This window comes from Arhodomonas sp. AD133 (assembly GCF_051195215.1).
GTDB lineage: Bacteria > Pseudomonadota > Gammaproteobacteria > Nitrococcales > Nitrococcaceae > Arhodomonas.
The window spans coordinates 131,679-149,982 of record NZ_JBNAZM010000003.1; the positions used below are offsets into that span (position 1 = coordinate 131,679).

Genomic DNA, 18,304 nt, shown 5'->3' on the forward strand with positions numbered 1-18,304 from the left:
TGCAGGGCGTCACTCGATAATGAACAGCGCCTGGTCGAATTCCACAGGCTGGCCGTTCTCCACCAGGATGCTGCGCACCGTGCCGGCCTGATCGGCCTCGATCTGGTTGAGCATTTTCATCGCTTCGATGATGCACAGCGTATCGCCTGCCTGTACCTCCTGGCCTTCCTCCACGAAAGCCTTCGCCCCGGGCGACGGCGAACGGTAGAACGTCCCCACCATCGGCGAGCGCACCGTGTGCCCGGCAGGCTCGGCCGCGGCGGGTTCGGGTTCGGCGGCGGGTGCCGCCGGTTGCGGCTGCACGGCCGTCGCCGGGTCCGGTTGCCCCGGGATCTGGTAGTGCATGGGCATCGTCGCCTGCGCCGCACCGCCACCGCGGCTGATGCGCACCGACTCCTCGCCCTCGCAGATCTCGATCTCGTTGACCCCGGATTCCTCGAGCAGCTCGATCAGACGTTTGATCTTGCGGATGTCCATCGCTGTTCAATCCTGTCTCGTGCGCCGCAGCGCGGCGTCCAAGGCGTATTCATAACCCGCCGGGCCGAGCCCGGCGATCACGCCTTCGGCCCGGTCAGAGAAATAGGAATGGCGGCGGAAGGGCTCGCGCGCGTGCACATTGGACAAATGCACTTCGATGAACGGAATCGCGACGGCGAGCAGTGCGTCACGAATCGCGATACTGGTGTGGGTAAACGCGGCCGGGTTGATAATGATAAAGTTTACCTCTTCGTCCCCGGCGCGCTGTATCCGCTCGACGAGCTCGTGCTCGGCATTGCTCTGAAAGCATTCGAGCCGGGCACCGTGTGCGTCGGCGAGACCGGTGAGATGCTTTTCGATCGACGCCAGCGTCTCCCGGCCGTAGTGCCCGGGCTCGCGGCGGCCGAGCAGGTTCAGGTTCGGCCCGTTGAGCAGCAGTACCGTCGCCATGACCCTCCCTCGATGACTCGCCCCGTAAGGCACGGTGCTGTCAGGCGGGGTATTCTGGACCACACTCTGCGCTTTGTCCAGTTATGAGCCGTTACCAACCATTTCGGAGACGTTACCGCGCATTTCGTAGCAATTCACGGCAACGGGAAGCACCGCGTCACATATCCGCGAGCTCGGCGAGCACCGGGGCCAGCTCGCCCTCGTGAACCTGGCGGGGAAAGACATGGCGAATCATGCCCTCGCGGTCGATCACCACGGTGTAAGGCAGGGTGCCGGCCTCGTTGCCGTAGCGCGCCTGCACTTCCCTGCCGGTCGTGAACCCGAGCAGGGTCGGATACTCCAGGGGCTGCTCCTCGATGAACGCCATCACCGGCTCGCGCCGGTCCACGGCGACCCCGACGAACTGCACGCCACGGTCACCGAAGCGCGCCTGTAGCTCGTTGAACAGCGGGATTTCCTCCCGGCACGGCGGACACCAGCTCGCCCAGAAATTAAGCACCACGACCCGGCCGTCCCACTCCGTGACCGAACGCGTCTCGCCGTCGAGATCCGGCATGGTGAAAACCGGGCGCCGCTCGCCCTGGCGCTCCTGGTACCAGAGCACGCCGCCGACACCAAGCGCGCCGCCGAGAAGCACCAGCAGCGCTGTGTAGACCAGACGCCTCATCAGCCGCGCCCTTCGCCCCAGGCCTCACGCAGCCGAGCGAGGAATGGGCCCGGCCCGAGAAAGCCCACCACGCGGAGCGAGCGCCGCTCCTCGCCACCAGGGCCGAAAAGCATCACTGCCGGCGGCAGAAACACGTCCAGCTCACTGAGCAGACGGTGATCGGCCGTGTTCATCTCGGTGACATCCACCCGCAGCAGAACGGCCTCGGCGAGCCGCGCTCGGACTTGCGGGTCGGCAAACGTCTCCTCGTCGAGCTGCACGCAATACACGCACCAGTCCGCATAGACGTCCACCAGGGCCGGCCGCCCCGCCGATCGCGCGTCGGCGAGCGCGGCGCGGAGACCATCCAGATCATCGACGGTACGGAACTCCCCGGCGGCGACGGACTGCGCCGTGGCGCCGCCGCCCGCGGCAAGGCGTTCCAGTGGCCGCCACACGTCACCGCCGCCGGCGGAGGCGCCCACCAGCGACACGGCGCCCCAGATCACCAGCGCCAGCCCACCCGCCTTGCGCAGACGGTGACCGTGCGCGGCGCCGTGGCCGAGTGCGTCGAGCCCGCCCATGAACACGCCACAGCCGAGCAGCAGCAGCCCCCAGAGCGCCAGTGTCACCGGTGCCGGCACGATCCGGTCCAGAAAGTAGATGGCCACGCCGAGGAACAGCACGCCGACCACCTGGCGGACAAGATTCATCCACACGCCGGCGCGCGGCAGCCAGCGCCCGGCGGCCGTGCCGATGACGAGCAGCGGCACACCCATGCCGTTGGCGAGCACGAACAGCGCCACCCCCCCAAGCCAGGCGTCGCCGGTCGTGCTGATGAAAGCCAGTGCGGCAATCAGCGCCGGCCCCGAGCAAGCGCCGACGATCAGCGCCGAGAGCACACCCATCACGGTCACGCCGATCACCGTGCCCCCGCGCTGGCGGTGGGAGAGCTCGGTGAGCCGCGTCTGCCATGCGCTCGGCAGCTGCACGTTGAACACGCCGAACATGCCCAGCGCCATCACCACGAACAGCGCGGCGAAGGCGCCCAGCACCCAGGGGCCCTGCACCTGCGCCTGCACCGCCGCGCCCGAGAGGCCGGCGGCGACGCCGGCCAGGGCATAGGCCACCGCGGTAGACTCGACGTAGACCAGCGACAGCCAGAACGCCCGCCAGCCCGTGCGCCGGCTGTCTCCGGCGATCAAGCCGGAGAGGATGGGCACCATGGGATAGAGGCAGGCGGTGAACGCCAGCACGAGGCCGGCGAGGAAGAAGCCCGTCAGCACCGCCGCCGTGTTGCCGCTGGCAAGCGCGGCCCCGAGACCGCCGCCGACGCCCGCCGCCGCACCAACCGCAGCGCCGCCGCCCGGGCTCGCGGATACGCTTGCACCGCCGCCACCGGCGAGGCTGACGGTGACCGCCTGCGGCGGATAGCACACGCCGGCCTCGGCGCAACCCTGGTACTCCACGACCAGGTCCACGGGCCCTCCCCCTTCGAGGTACGCAGAGGCAGAAACGGGCGTCTCGTAGATCTGGACCCGGCCGAAGTACGGGTCGTCCTTTTCCTTGCCCGGCGGCGTCTCCACGCGCACGACGGCGTTGTCATCGCCGGAGACGCTGAAACCGACCTTGTCGCGGTAGAGGTAGTAGCCGTCCTGAACGTCCCAGGTGGCGACCACGCGATCCGGCGCCACGCGTTCGACGGTCAGGGGAAACGCCTGCTCCGGACGGAGCAGATCCGACTCGCCACCCACCAGCCCCGAGAGGCCGCCGCTTTGCCCATACACGTTCGCACTCGCGGCGACGAGCACGACGGCGGCGATCAGCCCGGGAACCACCCGCGATATGCGGGCTAGGCGGCGGCGCAGCATGCGGTCACTCCCTGTCGCTCTTGGCGGTCTGCTCGGTCACCCAGTGCAGGTACCCCTCCAGCCCTGCCGCTATGGGGACCGCGATAATCTCGGGAAGTTCATCGGGATGCTCGGCGCGAATGGCGGCCTCGAGCTCATCGAAAGCCGCGCGCGTGGTCTTCGCCACCAGCAGGAGCTCCGGGTCGCGATGGACCTCGCCCTGCCAGCGATAGACCGAGGTCAGCCCCGGAATGATGTTCACACAGGCGGCATGGTGGCCGGCGACCAGGGCTTCGGCAATGCGTTCGGCGGTCTCGCGATCGGGGCAGGTGGACAGCGCGACGAGATGCTCTTCGGACACAGGCGACCTCCGTTTCGGCACGGGTCATATCAAAGGCTTGAATTATAACACCGCGACCTCCATGCCTCGCGTCAACCGCGCACCATTGGCTGCGCGGGCGGCTATTGACTGCCGTGATGGCGTGACTATCATTGGCACTCACCAGCGGCGAGTGCTAACAACCGCCGTCTCGGGAATCATCAGGTGTCACCGACTGGAACACTGTTAAGGAGTACGACCCGATGAACCTTCGTCCTCTGCACGATCGAGTAGTCGTCAAACGCCAGGAGGAAGAGCGCACTTCCCCCGGCGGCATCGTCATCCCCGACTCCGCGGCCGAGAAGCCGATCCGCGGCGAAGTCGTGGCCGTGGGCTCCGGCAAGCGTCTCGACAACGGCGAGGTCCGCCCGCTCGACATCAAGGTCGGCGACAAAGTGCTGTTCGGCAAGTTCGCCGGCACCGAGGTGAAGATCGATGACGAGGACGTTCTCGTGATGCGCGAGGACGACGTCATGGCCGTCATCGAAGGCTGAGCCGAGGAACACGGTTTTTTCCACTTCGGATACCGGATTACAGAGGTAACAAGACAATGGCAGCCAAAGACGTACGCTTTGCCGAAGACGCCCGCCAGCGCATGGTCAAGGGTGTGAACACCCTGGCCAACGCGGTCAAGGTGACGCTGGGCCCGAAGGGCCGCAACGTCGTGCTCGAGAAGAGCTTCGGTGCCCCCACCGTCACCAAGGACGGCGTCTCCGTCGCCAAGGAAATCGAGCTCAAGGAAAAGTTCGAGAACATGGGCGCGCAGATGGTCAAGGAGGTCGCTTCCCAGACCTCCGACAGCGCCGGTGACGGCACCACCACTGCCACCGTGCTCGCTCACGCCATCCTGCGCGAGGGCCTCAAGGCGGTCACGGCGGGCATGAACCCGATGGACGTCAAGCGCGGTATCGATCAGGCCGTGCACGCCGCCACCGAGGAGCTTCGCAACCTCTCCAAGCCCTGTGACACCGACAAGGCCATCGCCCAGGTCGGCACCATCTCCGCCAACTCCGACCAGGCCATCGGCGAGATCATCGCCGAGGCCATGAACAAGGTCGGCAAGGAAGGCGTGATCACCGTCGAGGAAGGCTCCGGCCTGGAGAACGAGCTCGACGTGGTCGAGGGCATGCAGTTCGACCGCGGTTATCTCAGCCCGTACTTCATCAACAACCAGCAGAGCATGGCCGCCGAGCTCGAGGATCCCTACATCCTCCTCTGCGACAAGAAGATCTCCAACATCCGCGAGCTCCTGCCGGTGCTCGAGGCGGTGGCGAAGTCCAGCCGTCCGCTGCTGATCGTCGCCGAGGACATCGAGGGCGAGGCGCTCGCCACGCTGGTGGTCAACAGCATCCGCGGCATCGTCAAGGTCGCCGCCGTCAAGGCGCCCGGCTTCGGTGACCGCCGCAAGGCCATGCTCCAGGACATCGCCATCCTCACCGGCGGCACCGTGATCTCCGAGGAAGTCGGCCTCTCCCTCGAGAAGGCGACCCTCGAGGAGCTCGGCACCGCCAAGAAGGCGAACATCTCCAAGGACGACACCACGATCGTCAACGGCGGCGGCCGCGCCGAGGACATCAAGGCGCGCGTCGACCAGATCCGCACCCAGATCGAGGACGCCACCTCCGACTACGACCGCGAGAAACTCCAGGAGCGCGTGGCCAAGCTCGCCGGCGGCGTGGCCGTCATCAAGGTGGGTGCCGCCACCGAGGTCGAGATGAAGGAGAAGAAGGCCCGCGTCGAGGACGCCCTGCACGCGACCCGCGCGGCCGTGGAAGAGGGCATCGTGCCCGGCGGCGGTGTCGCCCTGGTGCGCATCCTCTCCGCGCTCGAGAACCTCAAGGGCGACAACCACGATCAGGACATGGGCATCGCCCTGGTCCGCCGTGCCGTCGAGGAGCCGCTGCGCCAGATCGTCACCAACGCCGGCCAGGACGCGGCCGTGGTGGTGAACGCCGTGCGTGCCGGCGAGGGCAACTACGGCTACAACGCCCAGACCGACGAGTACGGCGACATGGTCGAGTTCGGCATCCTCGATCCGACCAAGGTCACCCGCACCGCGCTGCAGAACGCGGCCTCCGTCTCCGCCCTGATGATCACCACCGAGTGCATGGTGGCCGAGCATCCGGACGAGAAGGACGAAGGCGGCGCCGGTGCCGGCGACATGGGCGGCATGGGTGGCATGGGCGGTATGGGCATGATGTAAGCCCCGCCCGGCTCGACACCCGAGTCGCTCGAAAAGCCCCGCCTCGTGCGGGGCTTTTTCGTGTACCGCACACGGGACGACGAAAACGACCCGCAATCGACGCACGACGAGCTGCGGCCGTGGCAGACTGCGCCGATGGAACGACTGATCGAGCACGAATGGAATCTGGCGCCGGCCGCCGCGCGTGCGTTGCAATCCGAACTCGCCGCGCGGGTCCGCCTCGAACCGGCACCGCCGGATATCGCCACAATCGCAGGCGTCGACACGGGATTCGAGGACGGGGGCGCCACCGCGCGCGCCGCCGTGGTGCTCATGAACTGGCCGGCGCTGACGGTAGTCGAGCACCACATTGCCCGCGAACCCACACGCATGCCCTACGTGCCGGGACTGCTGTCGTTCCGGGAGCTGCCCGTGGTGCTCAGTGCCCTGGAATCGCTGACCACGGAGCCCGATCTCGTGCTCTGCGACGGCCAGGGCATCGCCCACCCTCGCCGCCTGGGCATCGCTGCCCATTTGGGGGTGATCACGGGGCTCGCCACCATCGGCGTGGGCAAATCACGGCTCGTCGGCGAGCACGATATGCCGGGGGAGGAAAAAGGCGCCCGGGTACCGCTATTTCATGAAGGAGAACGTATCGGCACGGTACTACGCAGTCGCACCCGCGTACGGCCACTGTACGTTTCCCCGGGCAACCGGCTGGACGTAGCGAACGCTGCGGACTGGGTGCTCGCCTGTTGCACGCGCTACCGCCTGCCCGAGCCCATTCGCGCAGCCGACCGCCTGGCCTCCAATCGCTAGTGCCCCGTATCCGGACTTCGCTGCATGTCCGAGCGCCCCGGCGAAACCGGGACGCCCCCTTCGCACGCGTCGTGGCGGCGCTCGATGCGGCCCCAGCGGCCTAAAGCATGGCCAGCGCCGCCACCGCAAGGATCGCCGCACCGCCAACACCTGCCACGATGTAGACAAGGCGCCGGACTTCGGCAAGCTCACGGGAGATCCGCTCACGTACCTGGTTGTCCACGGCCTCGGTCTGCGCGGCAGCGCGCTCCTCGGCCGCTTTCTCGCCGGCACGGCTCGCCGCCGCAGTGAGCTCCTCTACCAGTGCCTCACGCAACGGGCCACGCAACGCCCCCGTGAGCCGTTCCTGAAGCGGCGGCAGGGCGCGCTCGAGGAACTGCGGCAACACCTGGGCGGTAAACGCTTCGCTGCGCATCCACTCCTGGATCTGGCGCTCGATCGCCGGGGCGGCCTCATCGAGAATGCGCTGGGCCGCCTCGGGACCGATGTCGCCGACGACCCGCGCAGTCGTCTCGCGAGCCAGACGTTCGGCGAGCGCCTCGGTATCCAGACTGTCCGCCGCGCTCGCGGCGTCCGGGATTTGCGGGGCACTCTCCCGGGCCACCTCGGCGGCGATCTCCCGAGCGGTCTCACGCGCGGCGTCGCGGGCAGCTTCGCGAGCGCCCGCTTCCGCTTGTTCCACCACGGGCGTCACCAGCGCACGCACCCGTGCCTCGAGCTCGGCGTCCAGCCGGTCGCCAACCGCGTCCCTGGCAACCCGGGCCGCGATCTCTTCGGCCTCACGCCGCCAGACGCCGCCGTCCACCGCCGGCTCCGGCGCACTCGCCGCCGCCGGCTCATATGGCTCAGGCGAAGGCGACGGAGCGGGGGCCGCTTCCACCTCGGCAGCCCCGGACATGGCGGGTTCCGGTTCGACGGGCCCTGCCGTCGGAGCGGGAACCGGCCCAGGTGTCGAAGGCTGGGCCGCAGGCGGCGGCTCAAACGCGGGTAGCTCGGCCGGTTCGTCGGCGGGCGGCACGGCTACGGCGACCGGCTCCCGCTCAGGTTCCGGTTCCCACGCCACCGGCTCGAAGTCGATCTCGGGCTCGGGCGGCAATTCAGGCTCAGGAGCGGATTCGGGTTTCGGTTCGGGTTCGGGAGCGGGTTCGACCTCGGGCCCGGGTTCCGGCTCCGGCGCCGGCATATTCGCAGCATAGTGCTCGCGCACGGCAGTGAGCACCCGCCCCAGACTGTCCTCCCCGCTCGGTTTGATCAGGAAATCCACCACCCCGAGCTCATGGCCCCGCTCCCGATCCTCCGGCGTGTCCTGGGAGGTGTACATGACCACCGGCAGATCGGCGGTGTGCGGCTGCTCGCGAAGCTGCCGCGTCGCCTCGAAGCCGTCCATGTCCGGCATCATGTAGTCCATGAAGACGACGTCGGGCCGGTTGTCGCGCACGTAGGCAAGCGCTTCACCGCCGGTGCCCACCACGTCCACCTCGACGTCACGCCGGCGCAGCAGCTTGCTCAGCGCAATGCGCGCGAGCCGCGAATCGTCGACGACGAGGGCCTTGCTGATATTGTCATTCATTCTCGGGCTCCCTGGCTCGTGCCCTGAGTGCCAGTCACGCGTTGCGGGCGCCGGACGCCTGGGCCCCCCTCAGGCCGCCGTCATCGGCGTCGACGCCATGGCCGCCCCTTTATTAGCAGAGCAGCCAGCCGCCCGACCACCCTCACGCATCGGTAACGCGGAGTCTCGCACAGAATTCGCCTCATTGACGTGACACGCGTGCCAACAACCAGCTGCTATTGTGTAAGTGAGCGCTCCCGGGGATATACAAATGGGCAAGTTCGACTTCGACGAATGGGCACGCCTCGCCCGCACCGAGCCCGACACCTTCGAGCGGCGTCGACGGGCCGAAGTGGAAGCCTTCATCAGCGCCCAAACCGGGGCCCGCCGGGAACGCCTGCGCCGCCTGCAGTGGCGCATCGACCGCGAGCGCGAGCGCAGCCCCAACGCCATGGCCGCATGCGTACGCCTGTCGAACATGATGTGGGATCGCTTCGCCGGCCCGGGCGGGCTCGCCGAGCACCTGCGCGCCGTCGCCGATGACGAGCCGCTGCCGCTGCCGCGGCCACGCAAGGCACGCATCCTGCGCTTTCCACCACGCTGACCGGCCCGTTGCGGCGGCAGTCGCGCATAAAGAAAGGGCCGGATCGCTTGGCGATCCGGCCCTGATAAATGGCAGCCGGCGGCACCCGTCAGGGAAAGCCCCTCCCCTAACGCTCCGCCGCCTCGCGGTCTCCGCTACGCCCATCGAGCCAACGGCGGCTTTCGGCGCTGCCCCCCAGCGCCGCCCGGTAGAACCAGCGTACCGCCGTCTGCTCGTCGGGCGAGGTGCCGCGGCCTTCCGCGAACATCACCCCCAGATTGTGTTGCGCGGCGACGTGTCCCTGCCGCGCGGCTGCCTCGAACCACCGCAGCGACAGTGCGTCATCGCGACGCACGCCCTGGCCGGTGGCGTACAGGAACGCAAGGGCATGCTGAGCCTCGGCGAGCCCACGGAGCGCGGCACGACGGTATTGGCGAGCGGCCTCTACCAGGTCCACCGTGCAACCGTCCCCCGTTTCGAGGCGTCGGCCACACAGATAATCGTTCCACGCTCGTTCAAGCTGCGAGACCATTGCCCTTAAAACCCCCTCATGGATTCCGGTCTGCGTTCGCGCCCTGTTCAATGCATGGTGCGTGCCAGATTAGGACTTGTCGTCGATCGACGACGTAAGACGAGGATTACACGGGGCTCCAAAGGCTCACAGTGATGCACACACGCAACCACTGTGTGGTTTTCCTGTGACACGGAAGGGCACCCGGGCACGTGGAGCTGCCGCGCCGCGACACCCGTCCCCCTTGCAGCAGCGGTGACCATGGACGACCATGCTGCCTGGTCCGAAGCCGCGAGCACCGAGCCACGCGCCATGCACCGACCGACGCATTGCCTGGACGCCGCCTGCGGCTTCCCGCCAGCCGTACACCTTGACATCCCCAGCGCCATTGCGGTGGCACGGTGACCGAGCGCGCGAACACCCGCGAACCCGAGCAGGGACGGCATTGGCGCGAAGCGCTCACGATCTACACCCGGCGGCCGGTGGTCACCATGCTCTTTCTGGGCTTCTCCGCCGGCCTGCCCTTCATGCTGGTCTTCTCCACGCTCACCGCCTGGCTCACCGAGGCGGGAGTGACACGCACCGCCATCGGATTCTTCAGCTGGATCGGGATTACGTACTCGATAAAGATCCTGTGGGCACCGGTGGTGGACCGGGTACCGCTGCCCGGCCTCACGACACGCCTCGGCCGCCGGCGCGGCTGGATGCTCGCCGGCCAGCTCGGCATCGCCACCGGCCTCGCCACCATGGCCGTGACCGACCCGACAGAAGCGCTCACTACCATGGCCCTGCTGGGGCTGCTCGTGGCTTTCTCCTCGGCAACCCAGGACATCGCCATCGACGCCTTCCGCATCGAATCCGCGCCGGCCACCGACCAGGGCGCCATGGCGGCCACTTACCAGCTCGGCTACCGAACCGCGATCATCGTCTCCTACGCCGGCGCGCTCTACCTGGCCGCCGGGGTCGGCTGGCAGGTGACCTATTTGGTGATGGCATGCCTGACCGGCGTCGGCATGGTCACAGTATTGCTGAGCGTGGAGCCGGCACACCGGGTGAGCGTGACGAGCGCCGAGGAACGCGCCGTGGAGGCGTACAGCCGCCGCCACGCCTGGTTGCCCCGGCCGCTGGCACACATGAGCGCGCACGTCGCCGGCGCCGTGGTCGCGCCGCTCGGGGATTTCCTGCGCCGATTCGGCCCCGCAGCCATCGGCATTCTCGCGCTGGTGGGCGTGTTCCGGATAACCGACCTCGCCATGGCGAGCATGGCCAACCCGCTCTACCTCGACCTCGGATTCAGCAAAGAACAGATCAGCGCGGTCAGCGGCCTCTACGGGACGGTCATGACCATGCTCGGCGCCATCGGCGGGGGCGTGACGGTGCGCCGATACGGGCTGCTCACCCCCCTGCTCGCCGGCGCAGTCCTGGCGGCAGTGACCAACCTGCTCTTCGCCCTGCTCGCAGTCAGCGGCGACAACGTCATGCTGTTCACGGCCATCATCGGCGCCGAGAACCTCGCCAGCGGTCTCGCCGGCACGGCGTTCATCGCGTGGATGTCGAGCCTTACCTCGGAGCAGTACACGGCCACGCAGTATGCGCTGTTCAGCTCGCTGATGACCCTGCCCGGCAAGTTCCTGAGCGGCTGGGGCGGCATACTGGTGGACGCCCGCGGCTATCCGGCCTTCTTCCTGGTGACCGCAGCGCTTGGCCTGCCGGCCATTGCGCTCATACTCTGGCTCATGCGCCGCCGCCCGCCGGCGGACGCAACTGAGCGAGAACAACAACTGCACACTAGGGAGCCGACCCCATGAGCACCGTCCCTCAAGATTCCGGAGAAATCGTCCGCCGCCTGGCGGCGCCCCTGGCCGAAGGTCGGGTATGGGTCAAACTGGTCGCCGTACTGCTCATCGCAAACGGTGTCCTCACCGCACTGTCCATCGTCGGTTTGCTGATCGCGTGGCTGCCGATCTGGATGGGCGTGGTGCTGTTTCAGAGCAGCAACGCCATTGACGAAGCCCATGCCGGCGGCGACGAGGCCGCGATGATCCGCGCGCAGCAGCGCCTGCGCACGTTCTTCACCATCAGCGGCGTGATGGTTCTGGTGCTGCTGGCGCTGTGGCTACTCGCCATGGTGTTCGGCTTCGGCGGGATGATGATCGGCGGCGGCATGGGCATGCACGGATTCTGACACCGGGTATCCAGCGGGCCGGCCCCGTGGCGACCGGCCCGCGTTGAAAACTAACCTCCCAGTCCCGACATCCATCGGCGACATGTAGTGACGGCAAACGATCGATCCCATCTATCACCCCGATGCCGGAAATCAATTTTACCGATCGGCACCTGCTCTCATAGACTGCCGACGTCCAGTCAGAGCAACCCAACAGGGGAGTGTTTAAGCATGAGCGTACTCGTAGCGAAGGAAGCCCCGGAATTCACCGCTCCGGCCGTGATGCCCGACGGCACCATCAAGGAAGACTTCAAGCTCTCCGACCTGCGCGGTAAGTACACCGTGCTGTTCTTCTGGCCGTTGGACTTCACCTTTGTCTGCCCGTCCGAGATCATTGCGCACGACAACCGCTTCGAGCAGTTCTCCGAGCGGGATGTGCAGATCGTGGGCGTGTCCATCGACAGCGAGTTCACCCACTTCGCCTGGCGCAACACCGCCGTGGACAAGGGCGGCATCGGCGAGGTGAAGTTCCCCGTCGTGGCCGACAAGAGCCACGAGATCTGCCGGGCCTACGGCATCGAGCACCCCGAGGCCGGCGTCGCCCTGCGTGCCTCGTTCCTCATCGACAAGGACGGCGTCGTCCAGCATCAGGTGGTGAACAACCTCCCGCTCGGACGCTCCGTCGACGAGATGCTGCGCATGGTCGACGCGCTGCAGTTCACCGAGGAGCACGGCGAGGTCTGCCCCGCCGGCTGGCAGAAGGGCGAGTCCGGCATGAAGCCCGACGCCCAGGGCGTGGCCAGCTACCTCTCGGAGAACGCCGGTAACCTGTAAACTCAGGACCAGCGTTCAGGTCGGTCCGCCGCGGCGCCCTCGCGCCGCGGCCCGGCTCAGACACCCGGATCCCCTATGAGAAGAGGCGCTTGATTCGATGAGCGACGTTAAACACTGCAAACTGCTGATTCTCGGCTCCGGTCCCGCCGGTTACACGGCTGCGGTCTACGCGGCCCGGGCCAACCTGGACCCGGTCATGGTCACCGGCATGGAGATGGGCGGCCAGCTCACCACCACCACCGACGTGGACAACTGGCCGGGCGATGTCGAAGGCCTGCAGGGCCCGGCGCTCATGGAGCGCATGAAGGCCCACGCGGAGCGCTTCGGCACCGAGATCCTCTTCGACCACATCAATCAAGTGGACTTCAGCAACCGCCCCTATCGCCTGACCGGCGACAGCGGCGAGTACACCGCTGACGCGGTGATCATCGCCACCGGCGCCACGGCGAAATACCTGGGACTGGAGTCCGAAGAGAAGTTCATGGGCAAGGGCGTGTCGGCCTGCGCCACCTGCGACGGATTTTTCTACAAGAACCAGGACGTCGCGGTCGTCGGCGGCGGCAACACCGCGCTGGAAGAAGCCCTGTACCTGTCGAACATCGCGCGCAAGGTCACCATCGTGCATCGCCGCGACCAGTTCCGCGGCGAGAAGATCCTCCAGGATCAGGTGATGAAGAAGGCCGAGGACGGCAACATCGAGATCCTGTGGAACAGCACCCTCGACGAAGTTCTCGGCGACAACATGGGCGTCAACGGCCTGCGGCTGAAAAGCACCGAGGACGGCTCCACCAGTGAGCTCGAAGTCACCGGCGTGTTCATCGCCATCGGCCACAAGCCCAACACCGAGATCTTCCAGGGCCAGCTCGACATGGAGGGCGGCTACATCAAGGTGAAGAGCGGGCTCGACGGCAACGCCACGGCCACCAGCGTGCCCGGCGTGTTCGCCGCCGGCGACGTCATGGACCACGTCTACCGCCAGGCCGTGACCTCCGCGGGTACCGGGTGCATGGCCGCGCTGGACGCCGAGAAGTACCTCGACGCCCTCAAGCTCGAACGCGAAACCGTCGCCAAGGCTGACGCGGCCGCCGAGACGCCCGCGTGAGCGAAGCCCTCGACAAGGCACCGGCCGCAGGGCTCGCGCTCTACCACCACGAGCTCTGCGGCGCCTGCCTTCGGGTGCGCGCCGTGATGGAGCGCCTCGGCGTCGATATCGAGCTGCGAGACGTGCGCCTGGAACCCGAGCGCCGTCAGGAGTTGCTCGAAGGCGGCGGCCGCCAGACGGTGCCCTGCCTGCGCATCGACGAACCCGATGGCGAGGCCACCTGGCTCTACGAGTCGGCGGACATTGCCGCCTACCTCGCCGAGCGCTTCGGCCAGCGCAGCGCCGTCAACACACCATAAACGCGACTACCCGCAAGTCGCCGCGACCGGCCAAAGCGCCGGTCGTTTTTTGTGAACGGCAAGCGGAAAGATGAAAGTGGAAAGAGCGGTATGCGCTCCGACATACCCTTGCCCACGAAGGCAGGGTACCCGACTTGGGTACTAGGAGGCAGGGTGGACGAAGCGCAGCGCAGTCCACCAGAGGACAAGCGACAAGCCAAAAGTGCAAAGGCAAAAGACCGGTACGCTCAACGTTCATGCCGACGCGTAGGGTGGACGGAGCGCAGCGCAGTCCACCGTCCCTTCCGCCTAAAGCGAAAGGTCATACGCCAACGTCAAAGGCGCATGATCCGAGAACCGCTCCCCGGTATACACACTCGCCTCCCGCACCACGTCCTTCAGATCCGGCGTGAGCACATGGTAGTCGATCCGCCACCCCGTGTTGTTGTCCCACGCCCGACCACGATAAGACCACCACGTGTACTGCTCCGTCTCCGGCTCCACCACGCGGAAGGCATCCACGAAGCCGGCCTCGCCGAAGAGACGATCCAGCCAAGCCCGCTCCTCCGGCAGAAAGCCCGAGTTCTTCTGGTTCGAGCGCCAGTTGCGGATATCGAGCTTGGTGTGGGCGATGTTCCAGTCACCGCAGATGATGTACCGCCGCCCCGACTCCCGCAGGCGCACCAGGTGCTCCAGGAACGGCTCCATGAACGCGTACTTGAAGTCCTGACGCTCATCCCCCGACGTCCCGGAAGGCATGTAAAACGACACCACCGACAGATCCCCGAAGCGCGCCTCGATCCAGCGCCCCTCGCTGTCGATCTCCGGAAAGCCCACCTCCCGGATAATCTCGTCCGGCTCATGCCGGGTGTACAGCGCCACCCCGCTGTAGCCCTTCTTCTCCGCGTCCTTGAAATAGGCGTGATAGCCGTCGGGGAAGAAAGTCGCGTCCTTGGCGATCTGTTCGTACTGCGCCTTCGTCTCCTGGACACACAGCACGTCCGGCGCTGCCTCGGCGAACCAGTCGAAGAACCCCTTCCGCGCCGCCGCCCGGATGCCGTTCAGGTTGGCACTGGTGATGCGCACAGCCATCGACCCCACTCACTGTCTTGCACGAGAGCCGATCATACCAACGAACACTGTGCCCCACCGCCCATGAACCGTTATACTGCGGCCTCCCGCCGAAGGGCCCGTAGCTCAGTGGTTAGAGCAGGGGACTCATAATCCCTTGGTCGCTGGTTCGAATCCAGCCGGGCCCACCATAAAATCAATCACTTAGCTAAACATTACCCTTCGCGGAAAGCCTCGTTTGTGGCCGAGTGTCTACAAACTGTCTACGGGGTGCCAACGGGTTCAGGTGCAACGCTTCCCGTAGGTGATCCGGGGCAAAATGGGCATAGCGCATGGTCATGCGTATGTCGGTGTGGCCGAGGATGCGCTGTAGTACGAGGATGGAGCCACCGCGCGCCATGAAATGCGTAGCGAACGTGTGCCGGAGCACGTGGGAGCACTGACCGCGCGGCAACTCCAGGCCGGCACGGTCGACGGCCTTGCGAAAGGCGGCGTAGCAGGACGTGAACAGGCGTCCACGCTGATGCAGGGCGAGCGATCGGGACAGGCGTTCGCTGATCGGGACAACACGCACTCTCGCGCCTTTTGTCCTGCCGTAGCGTACCCGGTCGGAAAAGAGCTGTTCGCCCCGGAGCTGTTCGGCTTCAGACCAGCGTGCGCCAGTGGCGAGGCACAGACGGGCCACCCGGAGGGCATCAGGGTTACTGGACTGCCGCAACGCCCACCAGAGCGCGGCGATTTCGTCGCGGGTCAGCCATGCCAGTTCGGTTTCGTCGACGCGAAATTGCCGCACCTGGGCAAGCGGGTTGCCCCGGTTCCACTCCCCTACTCGCTCCAGCTCACGGAACATGGCGCGGAAGTACGCCAGCTTACGATTCAGTGTGGCGGGCGTCAGGCCGTCTTCGAGACACCGCGCTCGATACTCGGTGAATTGGCGTGCGGTGAAGCCGGCCGCTTGCGGATTACCCATGGCGTGGGCAGCCGTGCGCATGTCCGCTGCCCGGCGCGTTCCGTCCTTGAGCTGGAGGCCGTGCACTTCAAGCCAGCGGTCAACGAGGTCGGTTAGGCGTCGACGATCTTTCTTCGGCGGCCGCCACTCGGGCTCGCTCTGCACCTTGGCGCGCACCCAGCGCTCATAGCGCGCCGCTTCCGCTTTGGTCTTGAACGTCTTGCGGATGCGCCGGGAGCCACGGCCGTCGGTCCAGATGTCGACCTGCCATCCGGTGTTGATCTTGCGAATTGCCATAGTCGTCCGTCAGGTCGCCAGTATTCGCTTCTGTAGGCCGTGGGTGATGACTTTCTGCGGGTCTTTGCCCCGGGCCTGCCAGTAGGCGACGAGGTCTTTCCAGAAGCCGGCGCTTTTGAGGTGGTGGATGACCTGCCGGGTGCTGTAGCCCTCGCGGGCGTAGAGGCTGAGCATGTTGCCCAGGGCCAGGACGAGGTTCTTTTCATTGCCCCGGCCGGGGGTCTTCTGGACGCGGCGGACGACGAAGCGGGTGGCTTCGGCGTGGATGGTCACGTCTTCGAAGAGCAGTTGCCACATGGGATCGGCATAGGTGGGGCTGGCGTGCAGCCGGAAGAGGTTCAGGCCGTAGCGGAACAGGTTGGTGAGCACGGGGGCGATGTCGGTGTAGGCACGGAAGCCTTTGCCGTCTTCGCTCTGGATTTGCTGGACGACGTTGTGGTGGAAGCGCCATTCGAGGCGCCACACGGGTTTGCCCTCGCGATAGCTTGGTTCGTCCAGTTCTTCGGCGGCCTCACGCCAAACGCTTTCCCACCAGTCGAGCTTATCGCGCTTGTGGGCTTCGAGATCCTTGCGGTAGGTGGCGAACTGGACGGAGCTGGAGCTACCGAAGAGGTAGGACTGGCCGCCTTCGTAGCGCTGCGCAGTCTCGCCGCCGACGAATTCGAGGCTGTCGAATCCAGTGTGATCGGTCTTGCGCCGCGCGCGCGTGCGGATGCGTTCGGTGAAGTCTCGTGGCGGTTTCCAGCCCTGAACGTCGATGGCGACGTGCACGGCCACGGCGTGGTGCGTGGGATCGTGCAGGAGGGTGGCGGCGATGCGGTCAAGTTCTGCCTGGACGCGTTCCGGGGGATTGTCTTTGAGGAAGTGCGGGGAACACTCGATCTTGAGGTGCGACCCCGGTTCCTGCAGGCGCTTGTACCGGCTGCCCAGCAGGACGATCAGTCCCAGTTCGTTGTTCTGGAGGCGGTAGCGGTAGCCTGAGCGGCCACCCGAGCCAATGACCCACTCGTATCCGGCCCAGGTGACGACGGATTCGTCCCCCCAACGGCTCTGTCCGTGAAGCAGGCCGATTTCGTGGGTGCGCACGGTGCCCTGGTAGAGCTGTCGCAGGGTGTCCACGCCAGTGTGGAGGATGCGGACGTTGCGCAGGTCTCGCGGACCACTGGGTAGAAGGAACTGACGGCCCTTGGGGTCGTACTCGCCATTCAGCAGCGATTCGGTGCTGACCCGGTTGGCGGCCTTTGCGTTCAGTTGCTGGCGGTCGCAGTGGTTCCGCTTGCTGGCCGCCTTCTGGGCGGACGGTGCACGAGTGTGCATGACTGTGCTCATACGGTCTAAACCTCTTGTTCTCTTAAGACGTGCTACAGGGCCGTCTGCGCGGCGCGGCACGGCGTGGCGCTCGGGGGCTCGCACACGCCGTGCCGCGCCGCGCAGACCGGCGGCCGCCGGCCGAAAGCAGGCCGGCGGCTCGCCTTGCGGCGAGCAGCGGTATGCCCTGTCGGGCACGGCCGGTCGGTGATGGCGATCACTGGTGCTGTTGTGGGCGCAGGTCGTCGGGCCGGGGATCGGGACGACGGGAGACGGCGAGGTAATCGCCGATGTCGCGATACAGGCTGTGGGCGATCCAGCCAAAGAAGGCGCCCAGGAGCGTGAAGAACAGCAGTAGGCCGGTGTACAAGCTGCTGAGTAGGGATATGGCCTGCGTGGGGTCGGCGGTCATGGTTGATGGGCCTCCGAGCGTCAATGCGTGTATGAGAGTGGGCGCGCCCCTTCGGGGCCGGGCTCCTACAGGTTCCACATGCGTTCCATCCCTGCGGGACGCGGCGCGCCTTCCGGATCCCTCGCGCCTCCGGCCCTGTCGGGCCTGCGCGCTCCGCTTGCCGGCAATTGGTCGCTCCGCGGGGTGTTGTCGTAGGGGCTCCGCCCCTAAGACCCCGCCCTCGCCGGGGGGCAGCCCGGGCAGGCGTGTGCCTGCCCGGGGCGTCTACAGGGTGGGGGTCGGTTGCTGCGTCAAGGTGCGGACGTCGGAACCCACGCCGGCGCTGCGCGCCGTCGCGGGGCCCCGCGACGCCCGACCTGGACGCGCGCCCTCTGGGGAGGACAGCCGGGGTGGTGTCGGCCCCTGGGGGCGGCGCTGCTTCGCTACGCGCCGGGTGACGGGGG

Annotated in this window: 20 protein-coding genes and 1 tRNA gene; 10 read left to right on the forward strand and 11 right to left on the reverse strand. The window is 66.9% G+C overall.

Translation table 11 applies throughout. The features are described from left to right. Window positions 1-9 precede the first annotated feature (9 nt). The 5 genes from accB to cutA all read right to left on the reverse strand — a co-directional run bounded on the left by accB (window position 10) and on the right by cutA (window position 3,784). Window positions 10-477 (reverse strand): acetyl-CoA carboxylase biotin carboxyl carrier protein, encoded by a 468-nt coding sequence (accB, locus tag ACPEES_RS03210; RefSeq protein WP_435101001.1) that lies wholly within the window; start codon window positions 475-477, stop codon window positions 10-12. Between the two features lie 6 nt (window positions 478-483). Continuing rightward, window positions 484-927: a type II 3-dehydroquinate dehydratase gene (gene aroQ, locus ACPEES_RS03215; RefSeq protein WP_435101003.1), complete on the reverse strand. Its 444-nt coding sequence runs from the start codon at window positions 925-927 to the stop codon at window positions 484-486. 157 nt (window positions 928-1,084) lie between these two features. Beyond that, window positions 1,085-1,594 carry a peroxiredoxin family protein gene (locus ACPEES_RS03220; RefSeq protein WP_435101005.1) on the reverse strand — a complete coding sequence of 170 codons (510 nt, stop codon included), beginning with the start codon at window positions 1,592-1,594 and terminating at the stop codon, window positions 1,085-1,087. Then, window positions 1,594-3,444 (reverse strand): protein-disulfide reductase DsbD, encoded by a 1,851-nt coding sequence (gene dsbD, locus ACPEES_RS03225; RefSeq protein WP_435101007.1) that lies wholly within the window; start codon window positions 3,442-3,444, stop codon window positions 1,594-1,596. Before dsbD ends, ACPEES_RS03220 begins: the two co-directional genes overlap by 1 nt. A 4-nt stretch (window positions 3,445-3,448) precedes the next feature. Next, window positions 3,449-3,784 (reverse strand): divalent-cation tolerance protein CutA, encoded by a 336-nt coding sequence (gene cutA, locus ACPEES_RS03230; RefSeq protein ID WP_435101009.1) that lies wholly within the window; start codon window positions 3,782-3,784, stop codon window positions 3,449-3,451. Window positions 3,785-4,005: 221 nt separating this feature from the next. On the opposite strand from cutA, the gene groES reads away from it, so the two are divergent. From groES to nfi, 3 genes are all read left to right on the forward strand, one after another. Then, window positions 4,006-4,296: a co-chaperone GroES gene (gene groES, locus ACPEES_RS03235; RefSeq protein WP_435101011.1), complete on the forward strand. Its 291-nt coding sequence runs from the start codon at window positions 4,006-4,008 to the stop codon at window positions 4,294-4,296. A gap of 56 nt (window positions 4,297-4,352) precedes the next feature. Then, entirely contained in the window at window positions 4,353-6,005 is a 1,653-nt protein-coding gene (groL, locus tag ACPEES_RS03240) for a chaperonin GroEL (RefSeq protein WP_435101013.1), read from the forward strand. A 135-nt stretch (window positions 6,006-6,140) separates the two neighbouring features. Then, complete coding sequence (gene nfi / locus ACPEES_RS03245; RefSeq protein WP_435101015.1) at window positions 6,141-6,803, forward strand: deoxyribonuclease V; 663 nt, start codon at window positions 6,141-6,143, stop codon at window positions 6,801-6,803. 100 nt (window positions 6,804-6,903) lie between these two features. Here nfi and ACPEES_RS03250 read toward each other — a convergent pair whose 3' ends face one another. Beyond that, on the reverse strand, window positions 6,904-8,373 hold the full coding sequence (locus ACPEES_RS03250; protein ID WP_435101017.1) for a response regulator: 1,470 nt from the start codon (window positions 8,371-8,373) through the stop codon (window positions 6,904-6,906). A gap of 250 nt (window positions 8,374-8,623) precedes the next feature. Here ACPEES_RS03250 and ACPEES_RS03255 point away from each other — a divergent pair, with 250 nt between their 5' ends. Next, the gene (locus ACPEES_RS03255; protein ID WP_435101019.1) at window positions 8,624-8,956 is read left to right on the forward strand and encodes a DUF3135 domain-containing protein; all 333 of its coding nucleotides are present in this window, start codon (window positions 8,624-8,626) and stop codon (window positions 8,954-8,956) included. Window positions 8,957-9,062: 106 nt separating this feature from the next. Here ACPEES_RS03255 and ACPEES_RS03260 read toward each other — a convergent pair whose 3' ends face one another. Next, window positions 9,063-9,467 (reverse strand): tetratricopeptide repeat protein, encoded by a 405-nt coding sequence (locus tag ACPEES_RS03260; protein WP_435101021.1) that lies wholly within the window; start codon window positions 9,465-9,467, stop codon window positions 9,063-9,065. 380 nt (window positions 9,468-9,847) lie between these two features. Between ACPEES_RS03260 and ACPEES_RS03265 the strand changes: the two genes are divergently transcribed. From ACPEES_RS03265 to ACPEES_RS03285, 5 genes are all read left to right on the forward strand, one after another. Beyond that, a complete protein-coding gene (locus ACPEES_RS03265; protein ID WP_435101023.1) occupies window positions 9,848-11,254 on the forward strand; it encodes an AmpG family muropeptide MFS transporter in 1,407 nt (468 codons plus the stop codon). Then, on the forward strand, window positions 11,251-11,631 hold the full coding sequence (locus ACPEES_RS03270) for a DUF5362 family protein (protein WP_435101025.1): 381 nt from the start codon (window positions 11,251-11,253) through the stop codon (window positions 11,629-11,631). Before ACPEES_RS03265 ends, ACPEES_RS03270 begins: the two co-directional genes overlap by 4 nt. Before the next feature lie 210 nt (window positions 11,632-11,841). Then, window positions 11,842-12,444, forward strand: a complete 603-nt coding sequence (locus tag ACPEES_RS03275) for a peroxiredoxin (RefSeq protein ID WP_435101027.1) — start codon at window positions 11,842-11,844, stop codon at window positions 12,442-12,444. 97 nt (window positions 12,445-12,541) lie between these two features. Next, complete coding sequence (trxB, locus tag ACPEES_RS03280; protein ID WP_435101029.1) at window positions 12,542-13,546, forward strand: thioredoxin-disulfide reductase; 1,005 nt, start codon at window positions 12,542-12,544, stop codon at window positions 13,544-13,546. Then, a complete protein-coding gene (locus tag ACPEES_RS03285; RefSeq protein WP_435101031.1) occupies window positions 13,543-13,845 on the forward strand; it encodes a glutaredoxin family protein in 303 nt (100 codons plus the stop codon). Before trxB ends, ACPEES_RS03285 begins: the two co-directional genes overlap by 4 nt. Window positions 13,846-14,133: 288 nt before the next feature. Here ACPEES_RS03285 and ACPEES_RS03290 read toward each other — a convergent pair whose 3' ends face one another. Then, on the reverse strand, window positions 14,134-14,916 hold the full coding sequence (locus ACPEES_RS03290; protein WP_435101033.1) for an exodeoxyribonuclease III: 783 nt from the start codon (window positions 14,914-14,916) through the stop codon (window positions 14,134-14,136). A 94-nt stretch (window positions 14,917-15,010) separates the two neighbouring features. Here ACPEES_RS03290 and ACPEES_RS03295 point away from each other — a divergent pair. Continuing rightward, a tRNA-Ile gene (locus ACPEES_RS03295) sits at window positions 15,011-15,086 on the forward strand. Window positions 15,087-15,103: 17 nt separating this feature from the next. On the opposite strand, the gene ACPEES_RS03300 is transcribed toward ACPEES_RS03295, so the two are convergent. The 3 genes from ACPEES_RS03300 to ACPEES_RS03310 form a co-directional block, all read right to left on the reverse strand. Further along, window positions 15,104-16,141, reverse strand: coding sequence for a phage integrase (locus tag ACPEES_RS03300; protein WP_435101035.1), 1,038 nt, complete (start codon window positions 16,139-16,141; stop codon window positions 15,104-15,106). A 9-nt stretch (window positions 16,142-16,150) separates the two neighbouring features. Next, a complete protein-coding gene (locus tag ACPEES_RS03305) occupies window positions 16,151-17,458 on the reverse strand; it encodes a hypothetical protein (protein WP_435101037.1) in 1,308 nt (435 codons plus the stop codon). A 208-nt stretch (window positions 17,459-17,666) separates the two neighbouring features. Continuing rightward, window positions 17,667-17,861, reverse strand: coding sequence for a hypothetical protein (locus ACPEES_RS03310; protein WP_435101039.1), 195 nt, complete (start codon window positions 17,859-17,861; stop codon window positions 17,667-17,669). Window positions 17,862-18,304: the final 443 nt, after the last annotated feature.

What these genes read in the sequence shown, in the direction of transcription:
- trxB (WP_435101029.1), top strand. Translation starts at nt 12,542, where the DNA reads ATGAGCGACGTTAAACACTGCAAACTGCTGATTCTCGGCTCCGGTCCC.
- ACPEES_RS03305 (WP_435101037.1), bottom strand. Translation starts at nt 17,458, where the DNA reads ATGCACACTCGTGCACCGTCCGCCCAGAAGGCGGCCAGCAAGCGGAAC.
- ACPEES_RS03275 (WP_435101027.1), top strand. Translation starts at nt 11,842, where the DNA reads ATGAGCGTACTCGTAGCGAAGGAAGCCCCGGAATTCACCGCTCCGGCC.
- ACPEES_RS03250 (WP_435101017.1), bottom strand. Translation starts at nt 8,373, where the DNA reads ATGAATGACAATATCAGCAAGGCCCTCGTCGTCGACGATTCGCGGCTC.
- groL (WP_435101013.1), top strand. Translation starts at nt 4,353, where the DNA reads ATGGCAGCCAAAGACGTACGCTTTGCCGAAGACGCCCGCCAGCGCATG.
- ACPEES_RS03290 (WP_435101033.1), bottom strand. Translation starts at nt 14,916, where the DNA reads ATGGCTGTGCGCATCACCAGTGCCAACCTGAACGGCATCCGGGCGGCG.
- ACPEES_RS03255 (WP_435101019.1), top strand. Translation starts at nt 8,624, where the DNA reads ATGGGCAAGTTCGACTTCGACGAATGGGCACGCCTCGCCCGCACCGAG.
- ACPEES_RS03270 (WP_435101025.1), top strand. Translation starts at nt 11,251, where the DNA reads ATGAGCACCGTCCCTCAAGATTCCGGAGAAATCGTCCGCCGCCTGGCG.
- dsbD (WP_435101007.1), bottom strand. Translation starts at nt 3,444, where the DNA reads ATGCTGCGCCGCCGCCTAGCCCGCATATCGCGGGTGGTTCCCGGGCTG.
- ACPEES_RS03300 (WP_435101035.1), bottom strand. Translation starts at nt 16,141, where the DNA reads ATGGCAATTCGCAAGATCAACACCGGATGGCAGGTCGACATCTGGACC.
- aroQ (WP_435101003.1), bottom strand. Translation starts at nt 927, where the DNA reads ATGGCGACGGTACTGCTGCTCAACGGGCCGAACCTGAACCTGCTCGGC.
- nfi (WP_435101015.1), top strand. Translation starts at nt 6,141, where the DNA reads ATGGAACGACTGATCGAGCACGAATGGAATCTGGCGCCGGCCGCCGCG.
- groES (WP_435101011.1), top strand. Translation starts at nt 4,006, where the DNA reads ATGAACCTTCGTCCTCTGCACGATCGAGTAGTCGTCAAACGCCAGGAG.
- ACPEES_RS03220 (WP_435101005.1), bottom strand. Translation starts at nt 1,594, where the DNA reads ATGAGGCGTCTGGTCTACACAGCGCTGCTGGTGCTTCTCGGCGGCGCG.
- accB (WP_435101001.1), bottom strand. Translation starts at nt 477, where the DNA reads ATGGACATCCGCAAGATCAAACGTCTGATCGAGCTGCTCGAGGAATCC.
- ACPEES_RS03310 (WP_435101039.1), bottom strand. Translation starts at nt 17,861, where the DNA reads ATGACCGCCGACCCCACGCAGGCCATATCCCTACTCAGCAGCTTGTAC.
- ACPEES_RS03260 (WP_435101021.1), bottom strand. Translation starts at nt 9,467, where the DNA reads ATGGTCTCGCAGCTTGAACGAGCGTGGAACGATTATCTGTGTGGCCGA.